This window comes from Nitrospirillum amazonense (assembly GCF_007828045.1).
GTDB lineage: Bacteria > Pseudomonadota > Alphaproteobacteria > Azospirillales > Azospirillaceae > Nitrospirillum > Nitrospirillum amazonense_C.
This window is the reverse complement of sequence record NZ_VITN01000004.1, coordinates 208,818-230,157: the sequence shown is the minus strand read 5'-3', so window position 1 is coordinate 230,157 and position 21,340 is coordinate 208,818. Positions and strand designations below refer to the sequence as shown.

The following is a 21,340-nucleotide window of genomic DNA, read 5'->3' as shown; positions in this document are numbered from 1 at the left end:
TCCACCGATCCGCGCTTATTAAATTATTTCATTTATGGCGGAAAACGGGGGGCCGGCCGCACCGTGCAGCCGCTTTCCTTAGGCTGATCCGGTCGCCCGCCCGCGCCGCGATCTAGCCGTTTCGCGATATCGGTCTCGCCCTTTTCCGGCCACACACAGTCCCTACCCTTCCTTGCAGCCGTAAGACAGTTCAGCTGCCGGAGCGTGAAAATGCCCAAGGTTTCCCTGCTCAAGAATCCCCTGGCTAAGATCGGCCTGTTCGCGACGCTGCTGGTCCTGGCGGGCGGCGCCCACGCCGAGGAGATGATCGAGCCGGTGTTCGGCCTGATCTACGACCCGCAGACCGTGGTGTTCGAGCAGGCGCCGGACACCCTACCCGGCCGCTGCCCCGGCCTGGCCCAGGCCGACCTGGGGGATCGCATCCGCGTCTTCGGCCGCACCGAGGTGGATGGCACCCAGTACTGGGCGCTGGGCGGCGAAGTGGTGGTGCGGCGCAAGGACCAGCCCATCGTGGTGCCCAAGGGCGCCGTCGTGGCGCTGACGGCCGACGGCTGCACCCTGCTGGGGCCCATCCGCGTCTTCTTCCAGTTTCCCAACGGCATCCCGGCCGACGCCGTTTCCCGCCTGGCGGATGAGGTGGTTGAACGCTACCAGTCCGCCTATGGCGGCGCGCCGGCTTTCACCGCCGTGCTGAAGGCGCAAGGCGCCGTGCCGCAGGCGCCCATGAAGGGCTTGCTGCGTGCGGCGCTGGAGCGGCATGGGGCCCTGTAAGCCTATCTGCTGGAAGTCTACCGCCGGCTGCGCGACAGGCGGGCCGGCGCGGTCACCAGAACGGCTTCCACCGTCTGTCACGGCGGCATATTCCTTCCGTGCTCATTGAAAAGCACACCGCCTTCTTCACTTCAATTTCGCATAACATCACCGTACTCACGTTAATTCATTAACGGAGGGAACGATTGCCTCAATTTGATAAACAAAAATTTGCGAACTATTTGAACACTCATCAAGTCGGTGGCTTCGGCAAGCACGCATGCGCCACATTTGTTCGTGAGGCGATAGAGGCGGCAGGGCTGAATACGGCAGGGCACCCTGGTCAGGCGAAAGATTGGGGACCGACCTTATTGCGTCTTGGGTTTTCCGTGGTCTCCCAAGACAATTATATTCCGACCCTAGGCGATATCGTGGTCATCCAAGCGACATCAAAGAGCAGCGCGGGACACATCGAGGGCTATGATGGAAAATATTGGATCTCCGACTTTATCCAACAGGATTTCTGGCCAGGACCATCGTACAGAGTGGAGAAGCCCAGTTACACAATTTATCGCTGGAATTATTAGTTTACTCCTGCTTCTGACACCAGCGGCCGCGCTCGCCAAAGCTGGCATCAAACTCATCGACCCCGTCTTCGGATTGAAATACGACGCAACCCGCATCAAGTTCGAGGAAGCCCCTCCATCGTTAACGACGCGCTGCCCTGCACTGACCAGCCAGATGTGGGACAGCCGTCTCTGGATCTATGGCAAACAAGATAATGAGGGTACGCAATATCTGCTCGTGGGGGGGCTGCTGGTGGAACGGGCAACCGGCCGATCCGAACCCAATCCGGTTGGTTCGATCGTCGCCCTGACACCTGAAAAGTGCACGCTGGTCGGCCCCGCGCGCGAAGAACTGGACGTGCCCATTGACCTTCCGGCCAATTTGGCGCCTCGCCTGATTGATGACGTCGTGCAACGTTATCGCACAGCCTTTGGCGGCGCTTCCGCCTTAGAAACCGCGCTGAAGGCGCAACACATCGATCTCAGCAATGCTGAAGAGCTGCGCCGCGCCCTCGCCAAATAAAGCGCGCGCTACCGCCGGCTGCGCGGCGGGGCGGAGAAGCCCGGGCGGTTCAGCTTGCTGGCAGGCAGGGGCGGCTTGTGGCCCCAGGCGGAGACGGGCTTGCCCTGGGGCTTGGGCGGCGGGGGTGGCGGCGGTGGCGGGGGCGGATCGGTCTTCACCGTTTCGCCGGCCGCCATCTTCGCCAGGTCGCTCATCAGCTTGCGCACACCGTCCATGCGGGTCTCGGCGCTGTCCCAGGGGCGCAGCAGCACCAGCTTGTGGTCCGGCCGGATTTTGGCCGTGCCCGCCTGTTGCTGGATGAATCCCACCAGGGCGGCGGGGTTCTTGAACTCATTGTTGCGGAAGCCGATGACGGCACCCTTGGGCCCCGCGTCCAGGGACTGCACCCCGGCGTCGCGGCACAGGCGCTTGATCTCCACCAGGCGCAGCAGGTTCTCCACCTCCCCCGGCAGGGTGCCGAAGCGGTCCACCATCTCGGCGGCGAAGGCGTCGATCTCCGCCCGGTCCACCAGGTCGGCCACGCGTCGGTAGAGCGACAGGCGGATGCCCAGATCGGCGACGTAATCCTCGGGGATCAGCACGGGCATGCCCAGCTGGATCTGCGGCGTCCACTGCTCCTCCGCCGCCTGCGCCTCTGTCAGGCCGCCACGCGCGGCCGCCACCGCCTCCTCCAGCATCTGCTGGTAGAGTTCCACGCCCACCTCGCGGATCTGGCCGGACTGCTCCTCACCCAGCAGGTTGCCGGCACCACGGATGTCCATGTCGTGGCTGGCGAGTTGGAAGCCCGCCCCCAGGCTGTCCAGCGTCTCGATGACGTGCAGGCGCTGCTGCGCCGTCTGCGACAGCACCGTCTTGGGCTGGTAGGTCAGGTAGGCGTAGCCGCGCACCTTGGACCGGCCAACGCGGCCGCGCACCTGGTACAGCTGCGCCAGGCCGAACATGTCGGCGCGGTGGACGATCAGGGTGTTGGCGCTGGGAATGTCCAGGCCGCTCTCGATGATGTTGGTGGCCAGCAGCAGGTCGTACTTGCCCTCGTCGAAGGCGGTCATCACCTCCTCCAACTGCGCAGCCGGCATCTGGCCGTGGGCGGTGATCATCTTCACCTCCGGCACCAGCTCGGCCAGCCGTTCCTGCAACTTGGGCAGATCCTCGATGCGCGGGCAGACATAGAAGCTCTGCCCGCCCCGGTAATGCTCACGCAGGATGGCCTCGCGGATCACCACCGGATCATAAGGCAGCACGAAGGTGCGCACCGCCAGGCGGTCCACCGGCGGCGTGGCGATCAGCGACAGCTCGCGCACGCCGCTCAAGGCCAGTTGCAGGGTGCGGGGGATGGGGGTGGCGGTCAGGGTCAGGACGTGCACATCGGTGCGCAGTTCCTTCAGCCGTTCCTTCTGCTTCACGCCGAAATGCTGTTCCTCGTCCACGATGACCAGGCCCAGGCGCTTGAACTGGATGCTCTTGGCCAGCAGGGCGTGGGTGCCGACGACGATGTCGACGGTGCCGTCGGCCAGGCCTGCCTTGGTCTGGGCGGATTCCTTGGCCGTCACCAGGCGCGAAAGGTGCCCCAGGCGCACGGGCAACCCGGCGAAGCGCTTCTCAAAGGTGCGCGTGTGCTGACGCGCCAGCAGGGTGGTGGGTACCACCACCGCCACCTGCAGGCCGCTCATGGCCGCGACGAAGGCGGCGCGCAAGGCCACCTCGGTCTTCCCAAACCCGACGTCGCCGCACACCAGGCGGTCCATGGGTTGGCCGGAGTTCAAATCCTCCAGCACATCCTCGATGGCCTTCAGCTGGTCATCCGTCTCGGCATAGGGGAAACGGGCGGCGAACTCGTCATAGACGCCGTCCGGCACCTCGATGGGCGGGGCCTTGCGCAGGGCGCGTTCGGCGGCGATGCGCAGCAGCGCGTCGGCCATGTCCTTCAGCCGCTTCTTGACCCGGGCCTTGCGCGATTGCCAGCCCACGCCGCCCAGCTTGTCCAGTTGCGCGCCCGATTCCTCCGACCCGAAACGGGACAGCACCTCGATGTTCTCGACCGGCACGTACAGCTTGTCGCCACCGTCGTAGAGGATGCGCAGGCAGTCATGCGGGGCGCCGGTGACGGTCAGCGTCTCCAGCCCGTCATAGCGGCCGATGCCATGGTCGACGTGCACCACCAGGTCGCCGGGCGACAGGCTGGCGGCCTCGGCGATGAAGTTGGCGGCGCGGCGCTTCTTCTGCGAGGGGCGGGCCAGGCGGTCGCCCAGGATGTCCTGCTCGGTGATGACCGCCAGGTCGCCGGTGGTGAAGCCGCTGTCGATGCCCAGCACGATGACGGCGGTGGCCCGCGTCTCCTGCGCCCCCACCTCTGCCCAGGTGTCGGCGGTCAGCGCCGGATCGATGCCGTGTTCCTTCAGCATCTTGGCCAGGCGGTCGCGGGCGCCCTGGCTGTAGCCCGCCACCACCACGCGGCGGCCGTCGGCGTGCATCTGGTCGATGTGCTGGCCCAACGCGCGGAAGACGTTCACGTCCGGGTTGGCGCGGGCGTCGGCGAAGTCGCGCCCCCGGCGGCCGCCGGCGTCGGCCAGGTTGGGGTTCCTGCCGCCCTTCTCGTCCTCACGGGCCACCGCCGCGAAGGTCGATAGCTGGGCGACACAGCGCAGGGCCAGGTGCCGGTCCCAGGCGTCGCCGTCCAGGAACATGGCCGAGGCCGGCACCGGCTTGTACACCGGCGTGCCGGACTTCTTCTCCACCTCCTGGAAGGTGCGGCGGGCCTCGTAGAAGTCCGCCACCTGGGACAGGCGGGCGTCGCGCGCCTCCTCCGCCTGGGCGTCCAGGCTGACCATGGCGGCGGGGACGTAGTCGAACAGCGTGTCCAGGCCGGCGTGGAACAGGGGCAGCCAGTGTTCCATGCCCGGCATCTTGCGGCCGGCGCTGATGCCCTCGTACAGCGGGTCGCTGTCGGTGACGGCGCCGAACAGCTCACGATAGCCGGTGCGGAAACGCTGGACGGAGGGGTCGTCCAGGAACACCTCCGACATCGGCTTCAGGTCCACGCCCGACCGCTTTTCCGTGGTCATCTGGGTCATGGGGTCGAAGGCGCGCACGCCTTCCAACTCATCCCCGAACAGGTCCAGGCGCAAGGGCTCCGGCGTCGCCGGGGGGAACAGGTCGATGATGCCGCCGCGCACGGCGTACTCACCCGGCTCCCGCACCGTCTGGGCGCGGGTGTAGCCGTTGTTGGCCAGGAAGCGCTGCAGCTCATCCACATTGAGGCGCCCGCCCACCTTGGCGCTGAAGGTGGCGTTGCGGAAGGCCAGGCGCGGCGGCACCCTCTGCAGGGCGGCGTTCAGGGTGGTCAGGACGACGAAGGGTCCTTTCGGACGGGCGCCCAGCAGGGTGGTCAGCGTCTCGATGCGCCGGGCCACGATGTCGCCGTTGGGCGAAACGCGGTCATAAGGCAGGCAGTCCCACGCCGGGAAGGGCAGCACCGCCACATCGGGCGCGAAGAAGGCCAGGGCCTCCTGCACGCGGGCCATGCGCGTGTCGTCCAGCGCGACGTGCAGCAGGCCGGAGGCCCCGGCCCGCCGCGCCAGGTCGGCCAGCACGCGCGCGTCATGCCCCTCCGGCGCGCCGGCGACCAGCAGGCGGCGTGGCGTGTCGGGGTTCAGGCTGGAAAGCAGGGCGGACGGCAGGACAGTGTCGGGCATGGGGCAACAGCCAGGCGTTAGGCGGTGACGAAAAAAATCAGGCGACGCGGTGGGCCTGCAGCAGGGCCATCAGGTCCGCATCCAGGTCATCCGGGAAGGGGGCGCGGCCCAGCAGCCAGTCGAAGACATCCGGGTCGTTCAGATCCAGCAAATGCTCATACCGGTCCAGCTGTTCCACCGTGAAGGCCGGCACATGCTTTTCGGCGAAGGTGCCCATCAGCAGGTCCATCTCCTTCATCCCGCGATGCCAGCTGCGGAAGATCAGGCGCTTGCGCCGCACGGCGAGGGCGTCCCCAGGGGCGTTTTCTTGGGCATCGGACAGGGGGTCGGTGGACATGACTGGAAAGCCTTGATGATGGGAACGCGCGAGCGGCCGAACTTATTTCAAGGCATCCGGCCAAAGCTGCCGGCCATGAAGTACGCGCAGAATGTCGATCCTGTCACCCCGTATCCTGTAGGCGATCAGATAAGGAGTGCAGGTAACGACAAGCTCACGCGTGCCGGCGTGCCGCCCCGGCCTCCCCATCTCCGGAAACCGGAGCAACCCCTTGGCCGCCATAACAACTTGCCGAAGCTGACTTTCCGCAGCCTGCGGATCATGCCGAGCGATATGGGCTTGCAAGGACACCACGTCCCTCAAGGACGACGGGGACCAACGGAGGCGCATGCCAGACCTTATTTCGGCTTGGGCATGGGTAATTCGCCGGGGGTGCCGAGCGATTCAATCCACGCGGCAACCTCTTCATGCGGAATCAGCAAGCCCGCGTCAGCCTCCCGCAGACCCTGGTCAATAGCCGCCAAGTGCCCTTCCTGGACCGCGAGATAATCCCGAACCGCTTGCTCAACCACCCAGGACGGAGACCGGTCCAAAGCTTCCGCCAGCGCGGTCACTTGGTCGTTGAGCCCAGGCTCCAGCCTTATGCTGTCAGACATCATCTTGGTCATGTCGGCTCCGCCGCTTGGAATGGTCCCACCATACCCCAACAAGAACACATCGTAAACATGACTCGCCGCCCCAGAGAAACCACGAGGGTAGCCGGTCGACAAGCGGGCCCGCTAACATATAGGCATATGCCCACGGTTTTGCGTCCTGGAGCCTGCCCCGTTGCGTCCGCCCGTCCTCTATCCCCTGTTCGCGCCCATCACCAGCCTGCCGGGCCTGGGCCCCCGCCTGGGCAAGCTGGCGGAGCGGCTGACCGGCCCGCATGTGGCGGACATCCTGTGGCACCTGCCCACCGGCGTCCTTGACCGCGCCAACGCCCCCAGCATAGCCGAGGCGCCGGAGGGCCGCATCGTCACCCTGACGGTGCGGGTGGATGGCCACATGCCGCCGGTGCAACGCCACCGCCCCTATCGCGTGCGCTGCACCGACCATACCGGGGAGATGGAGCTGGTGTTCTTCCATGTGAAGGGCGACTGGCTGGAGAAGAAGCTGCCCCAGGGGACCATGGTGGTGGTCAGCGGCAAGGTGGAGCGGTTCAACGGCCTGCTGCAAATGCCCCACCCCGACCATTTCGCCCCCGTGGAGGAAGGCGCCCCGCCGCAGGAGGTGGAGGCGGTCTATCCCCTGACCGGCGGCCTTAACCCCAAGCCGCTGCGCACCGCCATCCAGGCGGCCCTGGCCCGCACGCCGGAGCTGGAGGAATGGCAGGACCCGGCATGGCTGGAGCGCCAGGGCTGGCCCGCGTGGAAGGCGGCGCTGACGGCGGCGCACGACCCCAAGGGCGAGAAGGACGTCAACCCGCTGAGCCCCCTGCGCCAGCGCCTGGCCTATGACGAGCTGTTGGCCAACCAGTTGGCCCTGGCCCTGGTGCGCTGGCACCAGCGTCGGCTGGCCGGCCGCGCCACGGTGGGCGACGGGCGCCTACGGGCCCGCATCCAGGCCGCCTTGCCCTATCAGTTGACGGGCGCGCAAACCCAGGCCCTGGTGGAGATCGACGCCGATATGGCGCAACCGGAGCGCATGCTGCGCCTGCTGCAGGGTGACGTGGGCAGCGGCAAGACCATCGTGGCGCTGATGGCCATGGCGACGGCGGTGGAGGCCGGCGCCCAGGCGGCCCTGATGGCGCCCACGGAAATCCTGGCGCGCCAGCACGCCGAAAGCCTGGCCGACCTGGCCGACGCCGCCGGCATCCGCCTGGCCCTGCTGACCGGCCGCGACAAGGGCAAGGCGCGCCAGCAGGTGCTGGACCGCCTGGCGTCGGGGGAGATCGACATCCTGATCGGCACCCACGCCCTGTTCCAGGAGGATGTCGCCTTCAAGGACCTGGCGCTGGCCATCATCGATGAACAGCACAAGTTCGGCGTGCACCAGCGCCTGGCCTTGGCGGCCAAGGGGCGCGGCGTCGATACTCTGGTCATGACCGCCACCCCCATCCCCCGCACCCTGACCCTGACCGCCTATGGCGACATGGACGTCAGCCGCCTGATGGAGAAGCCGCCGGGGCGCAAGCCGGTGGTAACCCGCGCCGCCGCCGCCGACCGCCTTGAGGAGGTGGTAGAGCGCGTGGCCGCCGCCATAAAGACAGGCCAGCGGGTCTATTGGGTCTGCCCCCTGGTGGACGAGTCGGAAACGGTGGACCTGGCCAACGCCACCCTGCGGCATGCCACCCTGATGGAACGGCTGGGTGACTGTGTCGGCCTGGTGCACGGCAAGATGAAGGGCACGGAGAAGGATGCCGTCATGGCCCGCTTCGCCGCCGGCGAGCTGTCGGTACTGGTGGCCACCACCGTCATCGAGGTGGGGGTGAACGTGCCGGAGGCCACCATCATGGTGGTGGAGCATGCCGAGCGCTTCGGCCTGGCCCAACTGCACCAGCTGCGCGGCCGGGTGGGACGCGGCGAGCGCGCGTCCGCCTGCCTGCTGCTGTACACCGCCCCCCTGGGCGAGACCGCCCGCGCCCGCCTGGACGTCATGACCTCCACCGAGGATGGCTTCGTCATCGCCGAGAAGGATCTGGAGCTGCGCGGCGCCGGCGAGGTGCTGGGCACCCGCCAGTCGGGATTGCCGGAGTTCCGCATGGCCGACATCACCGTGCACGCCGACCTGCTGGCCACCGCCCGCGACGACGCCAGCCTGATGGTGGCCCGCGACCCCGACCTGGAAACCCCACGCGGCCAGGCCCTGCGCGTGCTGCTCTACCTGTTCCAGCGGGACGAGGCGGTGCGCACGCTGCGCTCGGGGTGAGACCCGTCCGCCGGGCTACATCCTTCGGCCAGTTGCGGGAAGAAGGGAGCAACATATCTCGCGTCCCGTCACTTTCCCGTGAAAGGTCGCCCCCATGTCCGACATTTCAACCACCGCGCCGTCCGACAAGGTCAGCCTGCGGACGCTGACGGTCATCAGGCACGCCCTGTTGGGTCTTGGGCTCGGCTTGATACCGATGATAATTCCCATCCTGAGACATGAGCTGCCAACCAGCCGCGGTGCCCTGGTCGGCTCCATCATTGGCGGGGCGTTGGGCGGCATGGCGATCATGATCTTGCTCGGCGTGTATCGCGCTCGCTCCATTCCGCCCGACCAGCCCAGCCGCATCGGCCGGCTACGCCTGACCCTGGGCCTGGCGCCGCTGGCCCTCATCTTTGTCGGCTTGGTGGTCCTGATGGTGATGAAATGATCATCGCCAGCCAATAGCCCAGCCCGAGGGTGAACGCCTTGGCCCACCCCCAGATGGGGGTGGCCGGCACGATGCCGTAAAGGCTGAGCCGTTGGACCGAACGCCCTTCGCCCCGCAGGTGGGCCATGGCCTGGCGGACCAGGGGATGGAACAGGTCGACCGCCCTCACAGGGGCGCGGGTGCCGTCCGGATTTTCCCAGGCGTTTAACGTCGCGTCCGTTTCATCATCATAGCCCCGGGCGATCAGGACACGGGTCCCCCCGTCGGAAAAACGCCAGATCGTGTAGGCGTAATAATAATCGTAATAGCCGTCCGGCCCGATGTCGGAACAGTCGACATGGTGTGAGGCTTCCACGTTCACGGGGCGACCTCTTTCTCATGGTGGATCCGCAATGACATAGGAACGGGCCGCCATCCTGACAGGCGGGGACGGCCCTTCCGGCACGTCTTGACGAAGCGGCACCCGGGTTTATTCCAACCGTTGCCGGACGGCCCACCCCGCCAAAGTGGCGGATGTTGGGGACACCCCTTCCCCTTAGCATGATGATGCCCGGGCCACGCCACGCCCCGGCAACGCCACATGAACCATCGCCGGTCGGTGGCCGTATTACAGGCTGACACAAGGGGAAGGACGAACATGACCATGGCCAGCGGCACATCCGGACCCAACACCCCCGCGGCCACCCCACCGGCCCCCGCCCGGCTGGTGTCCATCGCCACGGCCCTGCCCCCCTATCGCCTGACGCAGGAACAGGCGCTGGCCGGCGCCCGCCAGGTCTTCGCCCACCGCCTGCGCGATTTCGACCGGCTGGCCCCCGTCTTCACCCATGCCGGCATCGAGGGCCGCGCCTCCTGCGTGCCGCTGGACTGGTATCTGGAGCCGCACGGCTGGGCGGAGCGCAACGCCCTGTACCTGGAGCATGCGGTCGATGTGCTGGCCCGCGCCGCCACCCAGGCGCTGGAGCAGGCGGGCCTCAAGCCCACCGACGTGGACGCCATCGTCGCCGTCTCCTCCACCGGCATCGCCACGCCCAGCCTGGACGCGCTGATCATGCAGCGCCTGGGCATGCGGCCGGATGTGGAGCGCATGCCCCTGTTCGGCCTGGGTTGCGCCGGCGGCGTGCTGGGCCTGGCGCGGGCCGCCACCTGGGCCACCGCCCGGCCCGGCGCCAATGTCCTGCTGCTGGTGGTGGAGCTGTGCGCCCTCAGCTTCCGCCGGGGCGACCTGTCCAAGGCCAACGTCATCGCGACCGCCCTGTTCGGCGACGGCGGTGCGGCGGCCATCCTGCGCGCGGACCCGGCAGGCCGCGATGCGGACCATGAAGGGCGCCCCGCCTTCCTGGCGTCGGCCGAGCATCGCTGGCCCGACAGCCTGGGCATCATGGGCTGGCAGGTGGAGGACGACGGCATGGGCGTCATCTTCGCCCAGAGCATCCCCACCCTGGTGCGGGAGAAACTGCCCGAGGTGGTGGCCGGCTTCCTGGATCGCCAGCGCATGACCCTGTCCGACCTGGCCGGAACCATCTGCCATCCCGGCGGCACCAAGGTGCTGGACGCGCTGGAGGAGGTCCTGGCCCCGGCCACCGACGGGCTGGCGTACGCCCGCGACGTGCTGCGCCAGCATGGCAACATGTCGGCCGCGACCGTGTTGTTCGTGCTGGAACGCCGTGTGCGCCAAGGCGCGCGGGGCCTGCACCTGCTGTCCGCCCTGGGGCCCGGCTTCGTCGCCGCCCTGGGCCTGATGCGACTCTAAAAATGCAAAACCAAGGCCGGCGACCGCCGGCCCCGCAAGCGAGCACCGCAGGGCGCAGCGAGGATAGCCCAGCCGCCGGATGGCGGCGCCCGGCGATTGAGGGAACACGAAAATGACCATCCCTTTCGGCCCCCCGCAAATCGTGGTCCTGCTGCTGGCCGTGCAGCGCCTGGCGGAACTGCGGGTGGCCAACCGCAACACCCGCCGCCTGCTGGCCCAGGGCGGCCGGGAGGTGGGGGGCGCGCACTACCCGCTGTTCATCGTGCTGCACAGCGCCTGGCTGGCCGCACTGTTCCTGTTCGTCCCGGCCGACGCGCCCATCGTCTGGCCCCTGGTGGCCCTGCTGATCCCGCTGCAACTGGCGCGCTATTGGGTCATCCGCACCCTGGGCCCTTATTGGACGACCCGCATCATCACCCTGCCCCAAGCCCCACTGATCCAGGGCGGCCCCTTCCGCTGGGTGCGGCATCCCAATTACTGCGTGGTGGTGGCGGAGATCGCGACCGTGCCGCTGGCGTTCGGCGCCTGGCACCTGGCCCTGATCTTCTCCGTTGCCAATGCCCTGCTGCTGGCCCACCGCATCCGGGTGGAGGAGGCGGCGCTGGCCCCCCGCCGCGGCGCGATGGCGCAACCCTGAGCGCCGGCCCGGCCTCGGACCCCTCCCCCTCTTTGGTTAACAGTCACCACCAAAGGGCGTGGGGCCGTTTACGGCGGGCGCGCGGATCGTTATTGTCCGGCCAGCCCTTGTGTAAGGCCCCCGGATCTGTGCGGGGGCCGGGCGCGGATGCCGGACCGGCAGCCACGCCGCAAACGCCCTATCCGGAGCCCACCCCGTGATCGAAGCCGCGTCCCTCGACAGCATCGAACTGCTGGCCCCCCTGACGGCGGACCAGCGCGCCAGCCTGGCCAAGCAATGCAGCTGGCGCCATTTCCACCCGCAGGAACAGGTGATCGACCGCGCGTCGGACAGCCGCGACGTCTGCTTCATCGTCGAGGGCCGGGTGCGGGTGGTGAACTATTCCCTCTCCGGCCGCGAAGTCACCTTCGACGATGTCGAGGCCGGCGGCTATCTGGGCGAACTGTCAGCCATCGACGGCGAGGCGCGGTCGGCCAGCATCGTGGCGCTGAGCGAGGTCATGGTCGCCTTCATGTCGCCGCGCCTGTTCCAGCAGGTGGTGACCCAGAACCCCACCATCGCCTGGGGCGTCATGACCCGCCTGGCCAGCATCGTTCGTTCCGCCACCGGACGGATCATGGATTTGTCGACCCTGGGCGCCAACAACCGGGTGCATGCGGAGCTGCTGCGCCTGGCCAAGCCCACCCTGAAGGACGACAACACCGCCGCCATCTCCCCCATCCCGATTCACAGCGACATCGCCGCCCGGGTCAGCACCACCCGCGAAACGGTCGCCCGCGTGCTGGGCGACCTGTCGCGCGACAAGCTGGTCATCCGCCAGGACAACTCCCTTTTGGTCCGCGATTTCGCCCGATTGGAGGAGATGGTGGAGGAAGTGCGCGGCGACTGAGCCTTTGGGGTTAACCATGAGGTCAGTTTTTTGAAGTGTGACACGCTTGCCACGGTTTTTTAACTTTTCATCAATCGGCGTCGGAGTTATATAAGAGGGGCTTGACCGTGACGGATTTGACACTCTCAAGCCTTCAACCTCCTTATGAGGCTCCCTTCATCTTCGCCGGCTGTCCTGAGACAGCCGGCGTTTTTTTGGTCCGCGCAGGCCGCCGGCCGTCACCCATCCGTCCCTTTGCACCTTTCGCGCGGCACTAAGCCGCCCCGTGCATTCGTGGATGCGAAGCACTACAAAAACGGATACATTGATCCCTTGAATGCAATCCTGTGATTGGCATCGCGTCGCCCGGTCATGGCGACCCCAAAGGGGCGCCGGGGTGATCGTGTCTCAGTACCTTTTCCCACGCATCCAGTAGGGGGCGGGGGAAAAGGCGGACGTCATCGCCACCGGTCCGTGGCGACACCCAGAAGGGGTGTGGGTTTCGCCGAATACGAAGCGTCTCAAAGAGATGCGGTCGGAGGTGGGTATGGTTTCGCAGATCGGTCTTCTGACGCCGGCGCAGTTCGCCGCCATCACGACCACGAATATCCAGCGGCTGACGACGCAGGACGTCCAGGCGCTGACGACCGCCCAAATCAAGGCGATGACGACGCAGCAGGCGGCGGCCTTCCAGGTCAGCCAAATGGTGTTCAGCGCGACTCAGCTGCAGGCGTTCAGCGAAGCCGACATCACGGCGTTGGGCACGGACGATTTCAAGGCCCTGAAATCCACCCAGGTCGCCGGCCTGACATCCAACCAGATACAGGCGCTGAGCACCGACCAGCTGGCCGCCCTGACCACCGCCGACATCCAGGAATTCAGCAAGGCGCAGATCGGCGCCCTGACCACCGACCAGTTGGCGGCCCTGTCCACCGCCGACATCCGCGCCCTGAGCGTCACGCAGCTGAGCGGCCTGACAACGGCCCAGCTGGCGGGCCTGGGCTCTGACAACCTGTCGGCCCTGAACAGCACGCAGACGGCCAGCTTGACCGCCGCCCAGGTCAAGGCCCTGACAACCGACCAGCTGGCGTCGCTGACCACCGCCGACATCCGGGAATTCACCGCCACCCAGATCGCGTCCCTGACCACCGGCCAGACCTCCGGCCTGACGAGCGACGCCGTTGCCGCCCTCACCACCGCGCAGGTGGCCGGCCTGACCACGGCGCAGATCCGCTCGCTGACCTCGGACCAGCTGTCGGCCCTGTCCACGGCCGATGCCAAGGCTCTGTCGGTGACGCAGCTGTCGGCGCTGGGCACCGGCCAGGTCCCCTTCCTGACCAGCAACGTGCTGTCGACGCTCAGTTCCATCCAGGTGGCGGCCTTCTCCACCGCCCAGGTGCGGGCGCTGACCACCGATCAGCTGAACAGCCTGACCACGGCCGATATCCGCGAATTCACCAGCCTGCAGGTGGCGGCCCTCACCACCGCGCAGATCTCGGCCCTGAGCACCGGCAACCTGGCCGCCCTGACCACCATCCAGACGGCGGCGTTGAGCACCGCCCAGGTGGCGGCCCTGGGCACCGACCAGGTCGCGGGGCTGACGACGGCGCAGGTGGCGAACCTGTCGGCCAACCAGATCAAGGCCCTGTCCACCGACCAGCTGGACGCGCTGGGCACGGCCGCGGTGCGGACACTGACCAGCATCCAGCTGGCCGCCCTGACCACGGCGCAGATCGCCGGCATCAGCACCGACAACCTGTCGGCCCTGACCAGCGCCCAGGTGCAGAAGCTGTCAACCGCCCAGGTCCGCGCCCTGACCACGGACCAGCTGAACGGCCTGACCACCGCCGACGTGCGGGAATTCGCCGCCACCCAGGTGACGGCGCTCAGCACGGCGCAGATCGCCACGCTGGACACCGATAATGTGGCGGCGCTGACCACGGCGCAGCTGACGGGCCTGACCTCGACCCAGGTGTCGGCGCTGACCACCGGCCAGGTCGCCGCCCTGAACACCGCCCAGCTGGCCAGCCTGACGGCCGTGCAGCTGAAGGGCCTGGGTTCCGACCAGTTCAGCGCCCTGGGCACGGCGTCGGTGCAGAAGCTGACGCCGGCGCAGGTGGCGGCGCTGACCACGGCGCAGATCGCCGGTTTGTCCACCGACAACCTGTCGGCGCTGAACAGCGCGCAGGTGGCCGTCCTGGGCAGCCTGCAAATCCGCGCCCTGACCACCGATCAGCTGAACGCGTTGAATTCCGCGGACATCCGCGAATTCACCGCCACCCAGGTGGGCCAGCTGACCACCGACCAGGTGGCGGGCCTGGGCAGCGACGCGCTGGCGGCGCTCAGCACCGCCCAAGTCGCCAACCTGACCACGGCCCAGCTGCGCGCCCTCACGTCGGACCAGCTTTCCGCCCTGTCCACGGCGGACTTGCGCGCCCTCACCTCTCTCCAGATTCCGGGCCTGACCACGGCACAGATCGCCACGCTGGGCACCGACGCCCTGTCCGCGCTCAACAGCGCGCAGGTGCAGAAGCTGACCAACGCGCAGGTCCAGGCGCTGACAACCGACCAGCTGAACGCGCTGGGGGCCGCCGACCTCAGGGAATTCGCGCCGGGCCAGATCGCGGCCTTGACCACCGCCCAGGTCGCCGGCCTGCGGACCGGCACCCTGGCGGCCCTGACCACCGCCCAGGTCGCCGCCCTCACCACCGCCCAGGTACGGGCGCTGACCACCGACCAGCTGGGCACGCTGTCCACCGCCGACGCCCGTGCCCTGACCGCCACCCAGCTGGCGGCCGTGTCCACCGCGCAAGTGTCCGCCCTGGGCAGCGACGCCCTGTCAGCGCTCAGCGCCACCCAGGTGACGGGTCTGACCAGCGCCCAGGTCAAGGCCCTGACCTCCGACCAGCTCAACAGCCTGACCTCCGCCGATATCCGTGAATTCTCAGCCGCCCAGGTGGCGAGCCTGACGACGGACCAGGTGTCCGGCCTGGGCACCGCCAACCTGTCGGCGCTCAGCAGCACCCAGGTGCCCAGCCTGACCAGCGCTCAGGTCCAGGCGCTGACCACCACCCAGCTGAACGCGCTGACCACCGCCGATGTGCGGGAGTTCAGCGCGACCCAGGTGGGGGCGCTCACCACCGCGCAGCTGTCCGCGCTGGGGACCAACCAGCTGACGGCGCTGACCTCCCTGCAGCTGGCCGGCCTCACCACGGCCCAGGTGGGGGCCTTGACCACCGACCAGGTGACGGCCCTGACCACGGCGCAGCTGGTGACCCTGTCGGCCAACCAGGTCAAGGCGCTGACGACCGACCAGCTGTCGGCCCTGCCCACCGCCAACCTGCAGAAACTGACGGGCCCCCAGATCGCGGCCCTGACCACCACGCAGGTGGCGGGCCTGGCCACCGGCACGCTGACGGCCCTGACCACGGCCCAGGTGGTCAGCCTGACGGCGGCCCAGGTGGGCGCCCTGACCACCGACCAGCTCAACAGCCTGTCAACGGCGGAAGCGCGGGCCCTGACATCCCTGCAACTGACCAGCCTCAGCACCGCCCAGGTGGCGGCGCTGGGCACCGGCTTCCTGACGGCCCTGAGCAGCACCCAGGTGGCCAGCCTGTCGGTCCCGCAGATCAAGGCCCTGACCACCGATCAGCTGGGCACCCTGCCCACGTCCGACGCCCGCGCCCTGACCGCCACCCAGGTCACGGCCCTGACCACCAACCAGGTGGCGGCGCTGGGCAGCGACGCCCTGTCGGCGCTGAATGCCACCCAGGTGGCCGGCCTGACCTCCGCCCAGATCCGGTCGCTGACCACCGACCAGCTGAACAGCCTGTCCACGGCGGATATCCGCGAGCTGTCAGGGGCCCAGGTTGGCTTCCTGTCAACGGCGCAGATCGCCGCCCTGGGCACCGTCAATCTGGCGGCCCTCAGCAGCGCCCAGGTGCCCAGCCTGGGCAGCGCCCAGATCCAGGCCTTGACGAGCACCCAGCTGAACAGCCTGGGTACCGCCGACATTGGCGAGTTCAGTGCCACCCAGGTGGGGCAGCTGACCACGGCCCAGCTGTCGGCCCTGGGCACGGCCCAGCTGACCGCCCTGTCCGCCACCCAGATCGGCGGCCTGACCACCGCCCAGCTGAATACCCTGACCACCGACCAGGTGGCCACCCTGACGACCGCCCAGGTCTCCAGCCTGACCGCCGCCCAGGTCAAGGCCCTGACCACCGACCAGCTGGACGCGCTCAGCACCGACACGGTGCGGACGCTGACGGGCACGCAGGTGGCCGCCCTGTCCACGGCCCAGCTGGCGGGCCTCAGCACCACCAACCTGTCGGCCCTGACCACCGCCCAGGTGAGCAGCCTGACGGCGACGCAGGTGGCCTCGCTGACCACGGACCAGTTGAACACCCTCTCCTCGGCCGACGCCCGTGCCCTGACCGCCACGCAGATCCAGGCCCTGACCACCACCCAGGTGTCCCAGCTCAGCACCAACTTCCTGGCGACACTCAGCACCACGCAGATCAGCAACCTGTCGGCCGCGCAGATCAAGGTGCTGACGTCCGACCAGCTGAACACCCTGTCCACCGCCGACGCCCGCGCCCTGACCGCCACCCAGGTCCAGGCCCTGACCACGGCCCAGGTCGCCAGTCTGGGCAGCGACGCCCTGTCGGCGCTGAGCGCCACACAGGTTGGCACCCTGAACAGCGCCCAGGTGCAGGCCCTGACCACCGGCCAGCTGAACAGCCTGACCACCGCCGACGTGCGTGAGTTCACGGCGGCCCAGGTGGGCCAGCTGACCACGGCGCAGCTGTCCGTCCTGGGCACCGACCAGTTGACCGCCCTGTCCACCAGCCAGGTGCCCAGCCTGACCACGGCCCAGGTCGGCGCCCTGACCACCGGCCAAGTGAGCGTGTTGACGACGGCGCAGGTCACCAGCCTGTCGGCCGCCCAGGTCAAGGTGCTGTCCACTGACCAGATCAACGCGCTCAGCACCGACACGGTGCGGACGCTGACGGGCACCCAGGTCGCCGCCCTGACCACGGACCAGATCAGCGGCCTCGGCATCTCCTTCCTGTCCACCCTGACCACCAGCCAGGTGGCCAGCCTGACCACGCTGCAGCTGCACGCGCTGGGCACCGACCAGCTGAACGCCCTGCCCACGGCGGACATACGGGCCCTGACGGCGACGCAGCTGGGCAGCCTGGGCACCGATCAGGTGAGCGGCCTGGGCACCGACTTCCTACAGGCCTTGAGCAGCACCCAGGTGTCCAGCCTGACCGCCGCCCAGGTCAAGGTGCTGTCCACCGACCAGCTGGACGCGCTGTCCACCGCCGACGCCCGCGCCCTGACCGCCACCCAGCTGGCCGCCCTGTCCACCGACCAGATCGCCGGCTTCAGCACCGACAATCTGTCGGCCTTGAGCGCCACGCAGGTCAACAGCCTGACCAGCGCCCAGCTGCAGTCGCTGGGCACCGGTCAGCTGAACGCCCTGACCACATCGGACATCACCGAGTTCACGGCGGCCCAGGTCGCCCTGTTGACCACCAGCCAGCTGTCCGCCCTGGATACCGCCCACGTCGCGGCCCTGACCACCACCCAGACCGCGGCGCTGACCACGGCGCAGGTCGGCGCCCTGACCACCGCCCAGGTCGGTGGCCTGACGACGGCCCAGGTGGCCGGCCTGTCGGCCACCCAGGTCAAGACGCTCAGCACCGACCAGTTGAACGCCCTGTCGACCGGCGACGCCCGCGCACTGTCCGCCACGCAGCTGGCCGCCCTGACCACAGCACAGCTCTCCGGCCTCAGCACCACGGTGCTGACGGCGCTGAGCAACACCCAGCTGAGCAGCCTGTCGGCCGCCCAGTTCCAGACGCTCAGCACCAACCAGTTGAACGCGTTGAGCACGTCGCAGATCAGGGGCCTGTCGCCCACCCTCATCGCCGCGCTGACCACGGCGCAGATATCGGGGTTGGATACCGACAATCTCTCGGCATTGAGCGGCCCGCAGGCCACCGTGTTGACCACGGCGCAGATCCAGGCGCTGACCACCAGCCAGCTGACCGCGCTGTCCACCGCCGACATCCGCGAACTGTCAGCCACCCAGCTGGGCGCGTTGACCACCAGCCAAATATCCGGCCTGACCACAGACGACGTGTCGACCCTGACGGCGGCGCAGGTGGCCGCCTTGGGCACGGCGCAGATCGGGGCTTTGACCACCACACAGGCTGCGGCGCTGACCGCCACCCAGGTCTCCGGCCTGTCGCTGGCCCAGGTGAAGGCGCTGGGCACGGCGCAGCTGGACGCCCTGGCCACCGACCGCATCGTGACCCTGACGCCGGCGCAGGTAACGGCCTTGACCACGGCGCAGTTGGCGGCCCTCAGCACCACCAACCTGTCGGCGCTGAGCGGCACCCAGGTCGCCCTGCTGAACAGCACCCAGATCGACGCCCTGACCACGGCGCAGATCAGCGCCCTGACCACGGACGACATCCGCGAGTTCACGGTCAGCCAGGTGCCGATGTTCACCACCGACCAAATCCCGGGCCTCAGCACCGACCAAATCCTGGCGATGTCTTCGGACCAGGCCAACGCCTTCAGCGGCGACCAGCTGGGCGTGTTCACCTCGGACCAGACCAACGCGTGGCAGACGGCCCGCACGTCCTGAGCCTGAGGACCGAAAGGCGGTTCTCAGGCGCCGGCCAGGCTCCACAGGGCGGTGCCGGCCACCAGGGGACGGTCGCCATCGTGGATGCGGACCTCGGTCACCAGCTGTGACCAGTTGCGGCGGATCAGCCGCGCCTCCCCCTGCACCAGGGTGCCGCGCGGACCGCTGCCCAGGTGGTTCAGCGTCAGGTTCAGCAGCACCGCCTCCCCCTCCGGCACGCCTTCGTCGCTGATGGCGCGCAGGCAGACCAACTCGGCAAAGGATGAGAGGACGGAGGTGTGGATCTGGCCCGTGCCGGCCAGGTGGCGTTCATCCGCCACGAAGGCGCGGACCCAGCCGCCATCCCCGCCGCCACGGGCGGGCCGCCCCTCCCAGAAGGGGCCGATATGGGCGATGAAGCCGGGCGTCACGGGGCACAGGGCCCAGCCCTCCGCACTCGTCTCCACCGCGCCGCCGTCCGCCATCATGTGCCCCGCCCCCCTGGTTCTCAGGTGCTGGTTCTCAGGTGAACGACATCAGCCGTTCACCCGCGTGAACTCGCGGAAGGTCACGGCGATCTTGTCCTCGACGATGGTGACCTCGCCCCGGCCGACGGTGCGGCCGGAAACGATAATGTCGGACAGGTCGTCGATCTTGCGGTCCAGCTCCACGATGGCGCCGCGGCCCAGCTTCAGCAGGTCGCGCACGCGGATGGTGGAGGTGCCCAGCACCACCGACACCTCGACCACCGTGTCATAGATGGCCGACAGTTCGGGGGGCGACGACATGGTAGCGCCGCCACCGCCGAACATGGCGTCGATATCGTCCTGGTTGCTCATGTCGCCGGATCCCGTATTCGCAAGTCCCGCCCGTGGGATACCGGATGACATTACCATGACCCGATAGCCAAGGGAGCAGCGATTTGGATGGATGCCCCGGCGAGAGCCGCGCGGGATGATGTATGTCTATATCCAGCAGGCTGCGGCCAGTCCGGGGGCTTCCACGCCGGCATCCGGCACCGCCTCGTCCCACAGATGCGCCTCCACCCGGTTGCGGCCGCCGGTCTTGGCGCGATAAAGCGCCTGGTCGGCGGCATGCACCAGCGCGGCCCAATCCATGCCGGGCGCCAGAGTGGCGCGGCCGACGCTGACCGTGCAGCGCAGCGGCGTTCGCGGGTCCACGACCAGGTCGGCCACCGCCTTGCGGATCCGCTCCGCCACGGCGGCCACCGTGGCCGCATCGGCGTCAGGCAGGGCCACCGCGAATTCCTCGCCACCGACGCGGCCCAGGATGTCCGTGGCGCGGATGACGCCGGCAATGGTTTGCGCGACACGGGTGATCACCGTGTCACCCACGCCATGGCCCCACCGGTCGTTGATGGCCTTGAAATGGTCGATATCGACCATTAGCACCGCCAGCATGCCGTCCCGCTGCCGCGCCCGTGCCACCATGCGCTCCCCCTTTTCCCAGAGGACGCGGCGGTTGGCGATGCCGGTCAGGGGGTCCTGTTCCGCCAGATGGGTCAGGCGCGTCTGCAGCCGCCGGCCCACCATCCACAGGTAACCCAGGGTCAGCGTGAACGTGACGCCGACCCGCAGCAGCAAGGCCATCGTCGACGTAGGCTCCCTCAAGTCACCGATCACGACGGCGTCATGCGGCAGCACCTGCAGCGCTTCCCAAGCCATCCTGGTCAGCAGCACCAACGCCCATGCCAAATTGAAGCCGGCCATCGTCCAGGCGGCGATCCGCAAGTCCCGTTCTGCATGGCGCAGCAACAGCCAGGCGCTGCCGGCGGCCAACAGGAAGCGGCAACCGCATCCCAGGATGACGTTGATGGGCATGTGCAGACCGAACGTGAGAAAGACGCCGATCTTGGCGCACGACAGGGCCGCCGCGGGCACCAGCAGCCACAAGGTCCGCCGCGAACGGCTCAGGAATGACTGGATGCCGACGAACGCCAGCATGGTTCCCCAGTCGATCTGCAGGTTGCCGATCAGGCTGAAAAGCGGCGTCGGCCGGGTCGGATAGGGCGCCAGCACCATCAACAGGCCGGCGGCATGCAATAGATTTGACAGGACCCAGAACCAAACCGCCCTGCCCGCCTTCAGAGTGCGCCCCACCGGAAACAAACAGAAGGCGGCGACGACATGAAGCAGAATATTGACGATGAGAAGTGTCAGGATTTGCATCTCGCGTCCGCCGTCCCGCGACACTGAAAATCGATGGATACCGCCCGTTCCATTAATCGGGGACATCGGCGACGGGACATCGCGCGCCTATCAAATAACCATCAG

16 protein-coding genes are annotated in these 21,340 nt (G+C 68.1%); 8 read left to right on the top strand and 8 right to left on the bottom strand.

Going from position 1 to position 21,340, the window contains the following annotated elements:
* The first annotated feature begins 210 nt into the window (after positions 1-210).
* Positions 211-771: a hypothetical protein gene (locus tag FBZ89_RS08705; RefSeq protein ID WP_145749619.1), complete on the top strand. Its 561-nt coding sequence runs from the start codon at positions 211-213 to the stop codon at positions 769-771.
* A 459-nt stretch (positions 772-1,230) separates the two neighbouring features.
* Complete coding sequence (locus FBZ89_RS08700) at positions 1,231-1,839, top strand: hypothetical protein (protein WP_145749618.1); 609 nt, start codon at positions 1,231-1,233, stop codon at positions 1,837-1,839.
* An 8-nt stretch (positions 1,840-1,847) separates the two neighbouring features.
* On the opposite strand, the gene mfd is transcribed toward FBZ89_RS08700, so the two are convergent.
* The 4 genes from mfd to FBZ89_RS08680 are packed head-to-tail and all read right to left on the bottom strand — an operon-like array spanning position 1,848 to position 6,476.
* Complete coding sequence (gene mfd / locus FBZ89_RS08695; RefSeq protein WP_246172097.1) at positions 1,848-5,531, bottom strand: transcription-repair coupling factor; 3,684 nt, start codon at positions 5,529-5,531, stop codon at positions 1,848-1,850.
* 37 nt (positions 5,532-5,568) lie between these two features.
* Entirely contained in the window at positions 5,569-5,868 is a 300-nt protein-coding gene (locus FBZ89_RS08690; RefSeq protein WP_145749617.1) for an FAD assembly factor SdhE, read from the bottom strand.
* Between the two features lie 42 nt (positions 5,869-5,910).
* On the bottom strand, positions 5,911-6,198 hold the full coding sequence (locus FBZ89_RS32035) for a type II toxin-antitoxin system RelE/ParE family toxin (protein ID WP_145749616.1): 288 nt from the start codon (positions 6,196-6,198) through the stop codon (positions 5,911-5,913).
* 8 nt (positions 6,199-6,206) lie between these two features.
* Positions 6,207-6,476, bottom strand: coding sequence for a CopG family ribbon-helix-helix protein (locus FBZ89_RS08680; RefSeq protein ID WP_145749615.1), 270 nt, complete (start codon positions 6,474-6,476; stop codon positions 6,207-6,209).
* Between the two features lie 160 nt (positions 6,477-6,636).
* Here FBZ89_RS08680 and recG point away from each other — a divergent pair, with 160 nt between their 5' ends.
* Together recG and FBZ89_RS08670 are read left to right on the top strand one after the other, a co-directional pair.
* A complete protein-coding gene (recG, locus tag FBZ89_RS08675; RefSeq protein WP_145749614.1) occupies positions 6,637-8,718 on the top strand; it encodes an ATP-dependent DNA helicase RecG in 2,082 nt (693 codons plus the stop codon).
* A gap of 94 nt (positions 8,719-8,812) precedes the next feature.
* Positions 8,813-9,148, top strand: a complete 336-nt coding sequence (locus FBZ89_RS08670) for a hypothetical protein (RefSeq protein ID WP_145749613.1) — start codon at positions 8,813-8,815, stop codon at positions 9,146-9,148.
* On the opposite strand, the gene FBZ89_RS08665 is transcribed toward FBZ89_RS08670, so the two are convergent.
* Positions 9,108-9,509 (bottom strand): hypothetical protein, encoded by a 402-nt coding sequence (locus tag FBZ89_RS08665; RefSeq protein ID WP_145749612.1) that lies wholly within the window; start codon positions 9,507-9,509, stop codon positions 9,108-9,110. The genes FBZ89_RS08670 and FBZ89_RS08665 overlap by 41 nt on opposite strands.
* Positions 9,510-9,785: 276 nt before the next feature.
* Between FBZ89_RS08665 and FBZ89_RS08660 the strand changes: the two genes are divergently transcribed.
* From FBZ89_RS08660 to FBZ89_RS31475, 4 genes are all read left to right on the top strand, one after another.
* Positions 9,786-10,901: a type III polyketide synthase gene (locus FBZ89_RS08660; RefSeq protein ID WP_246172096.1), complete on the top strand. Its 1,116-nt coding sequence runs from the start codon at positions 9,786-9,788 to the stop codon at positions 10,899-10,901.
* Between the two features lie 112 nt (positions 10,902-11,013).
* Positions 11,014-11,538, top strand: coding sequence for an isoprenylcysteine carboxyl methyltransferase family protein (locus FBZ89_RS08655; RefSeq protein WP_145749611.1), 525 nt, complete (start codon positions 11,014-11,016; stop codon positions 11,536-11,538).
* 196 nt (positions 11,539-11,734) lie between these two features.
* Positions 11,735-12,427, top strand: coding sequence for a Crp/Fnr family transcriptional regulator (locus FBZ89_RS08650; RefSeq protein ID WP_326485930.1), 693 nt, complete (start codon positions 11,735-11,737; stop codon positions 12,425-12,427).
* 526 nt (positions 12,428-12,953) lie between these two features.
* Positions 12,954-19,067, top strand: coding sequence for a beta strand repeat-containing protein (locus FBZ89_RS31475; RefSeq protein WP_145749610.1), 6,114 nt, complete (start codon positions 12,954-12,956; stop codon positions 19,065-19,067).
* A gap of 23 nt (positions 19,068-19,090) precedes the next feature.
* On the opposite strand, the gene FBZ89_RS08640 is transcribed toward FBZ89_RS31475, so the two are convergent.
* From FBZ89_RS08640 to FBZ89_RS08630, 3 genes are all read right to left on the bottom strand, one after another.
* Complete coding sequence (locus tag FBZ89_RS08640; protein WP_145749609.1) at positions 19,091-19,534, bottom strand: PaaI family thioesterase; 444 nt, start codon at positions 19,532-19,534, stop codon at positions 19,091-19,093.
* A gap of 48 nt (positions 19,535-19,582) precedes the next feature.
* The gene (gene fliN, locus FBZ89_RS08635; protein ID WP_145749608.1) at positions 19,583-19,885 is read right to left on the bottom strand and encodes a flagellar motor switch protein FliN; all 303 of its coding nucleotides are present in this window, start codon (positions 19,883-19,885) and stop codon (positions 19,583-19,585) included.
* A 126-nt stretch (positions 19,886-20,011) separates the two neighbouring features.
* Positions 20,012-21,235 carry a GGDEF domain-containing protein gene (locus FBZ89_RS08630; RefSeq protein ID WP_186457260.1) on the bottom strand — a complete coding sequence of 408 codons (1,224 nt, stop codon included), beginning with the start codon at positions 21,233-21,235 and terminating at the stop codon, positions 20,012-20,014.
* Positions 21,236-21,340: the final 105 nt, after the last annotated feature.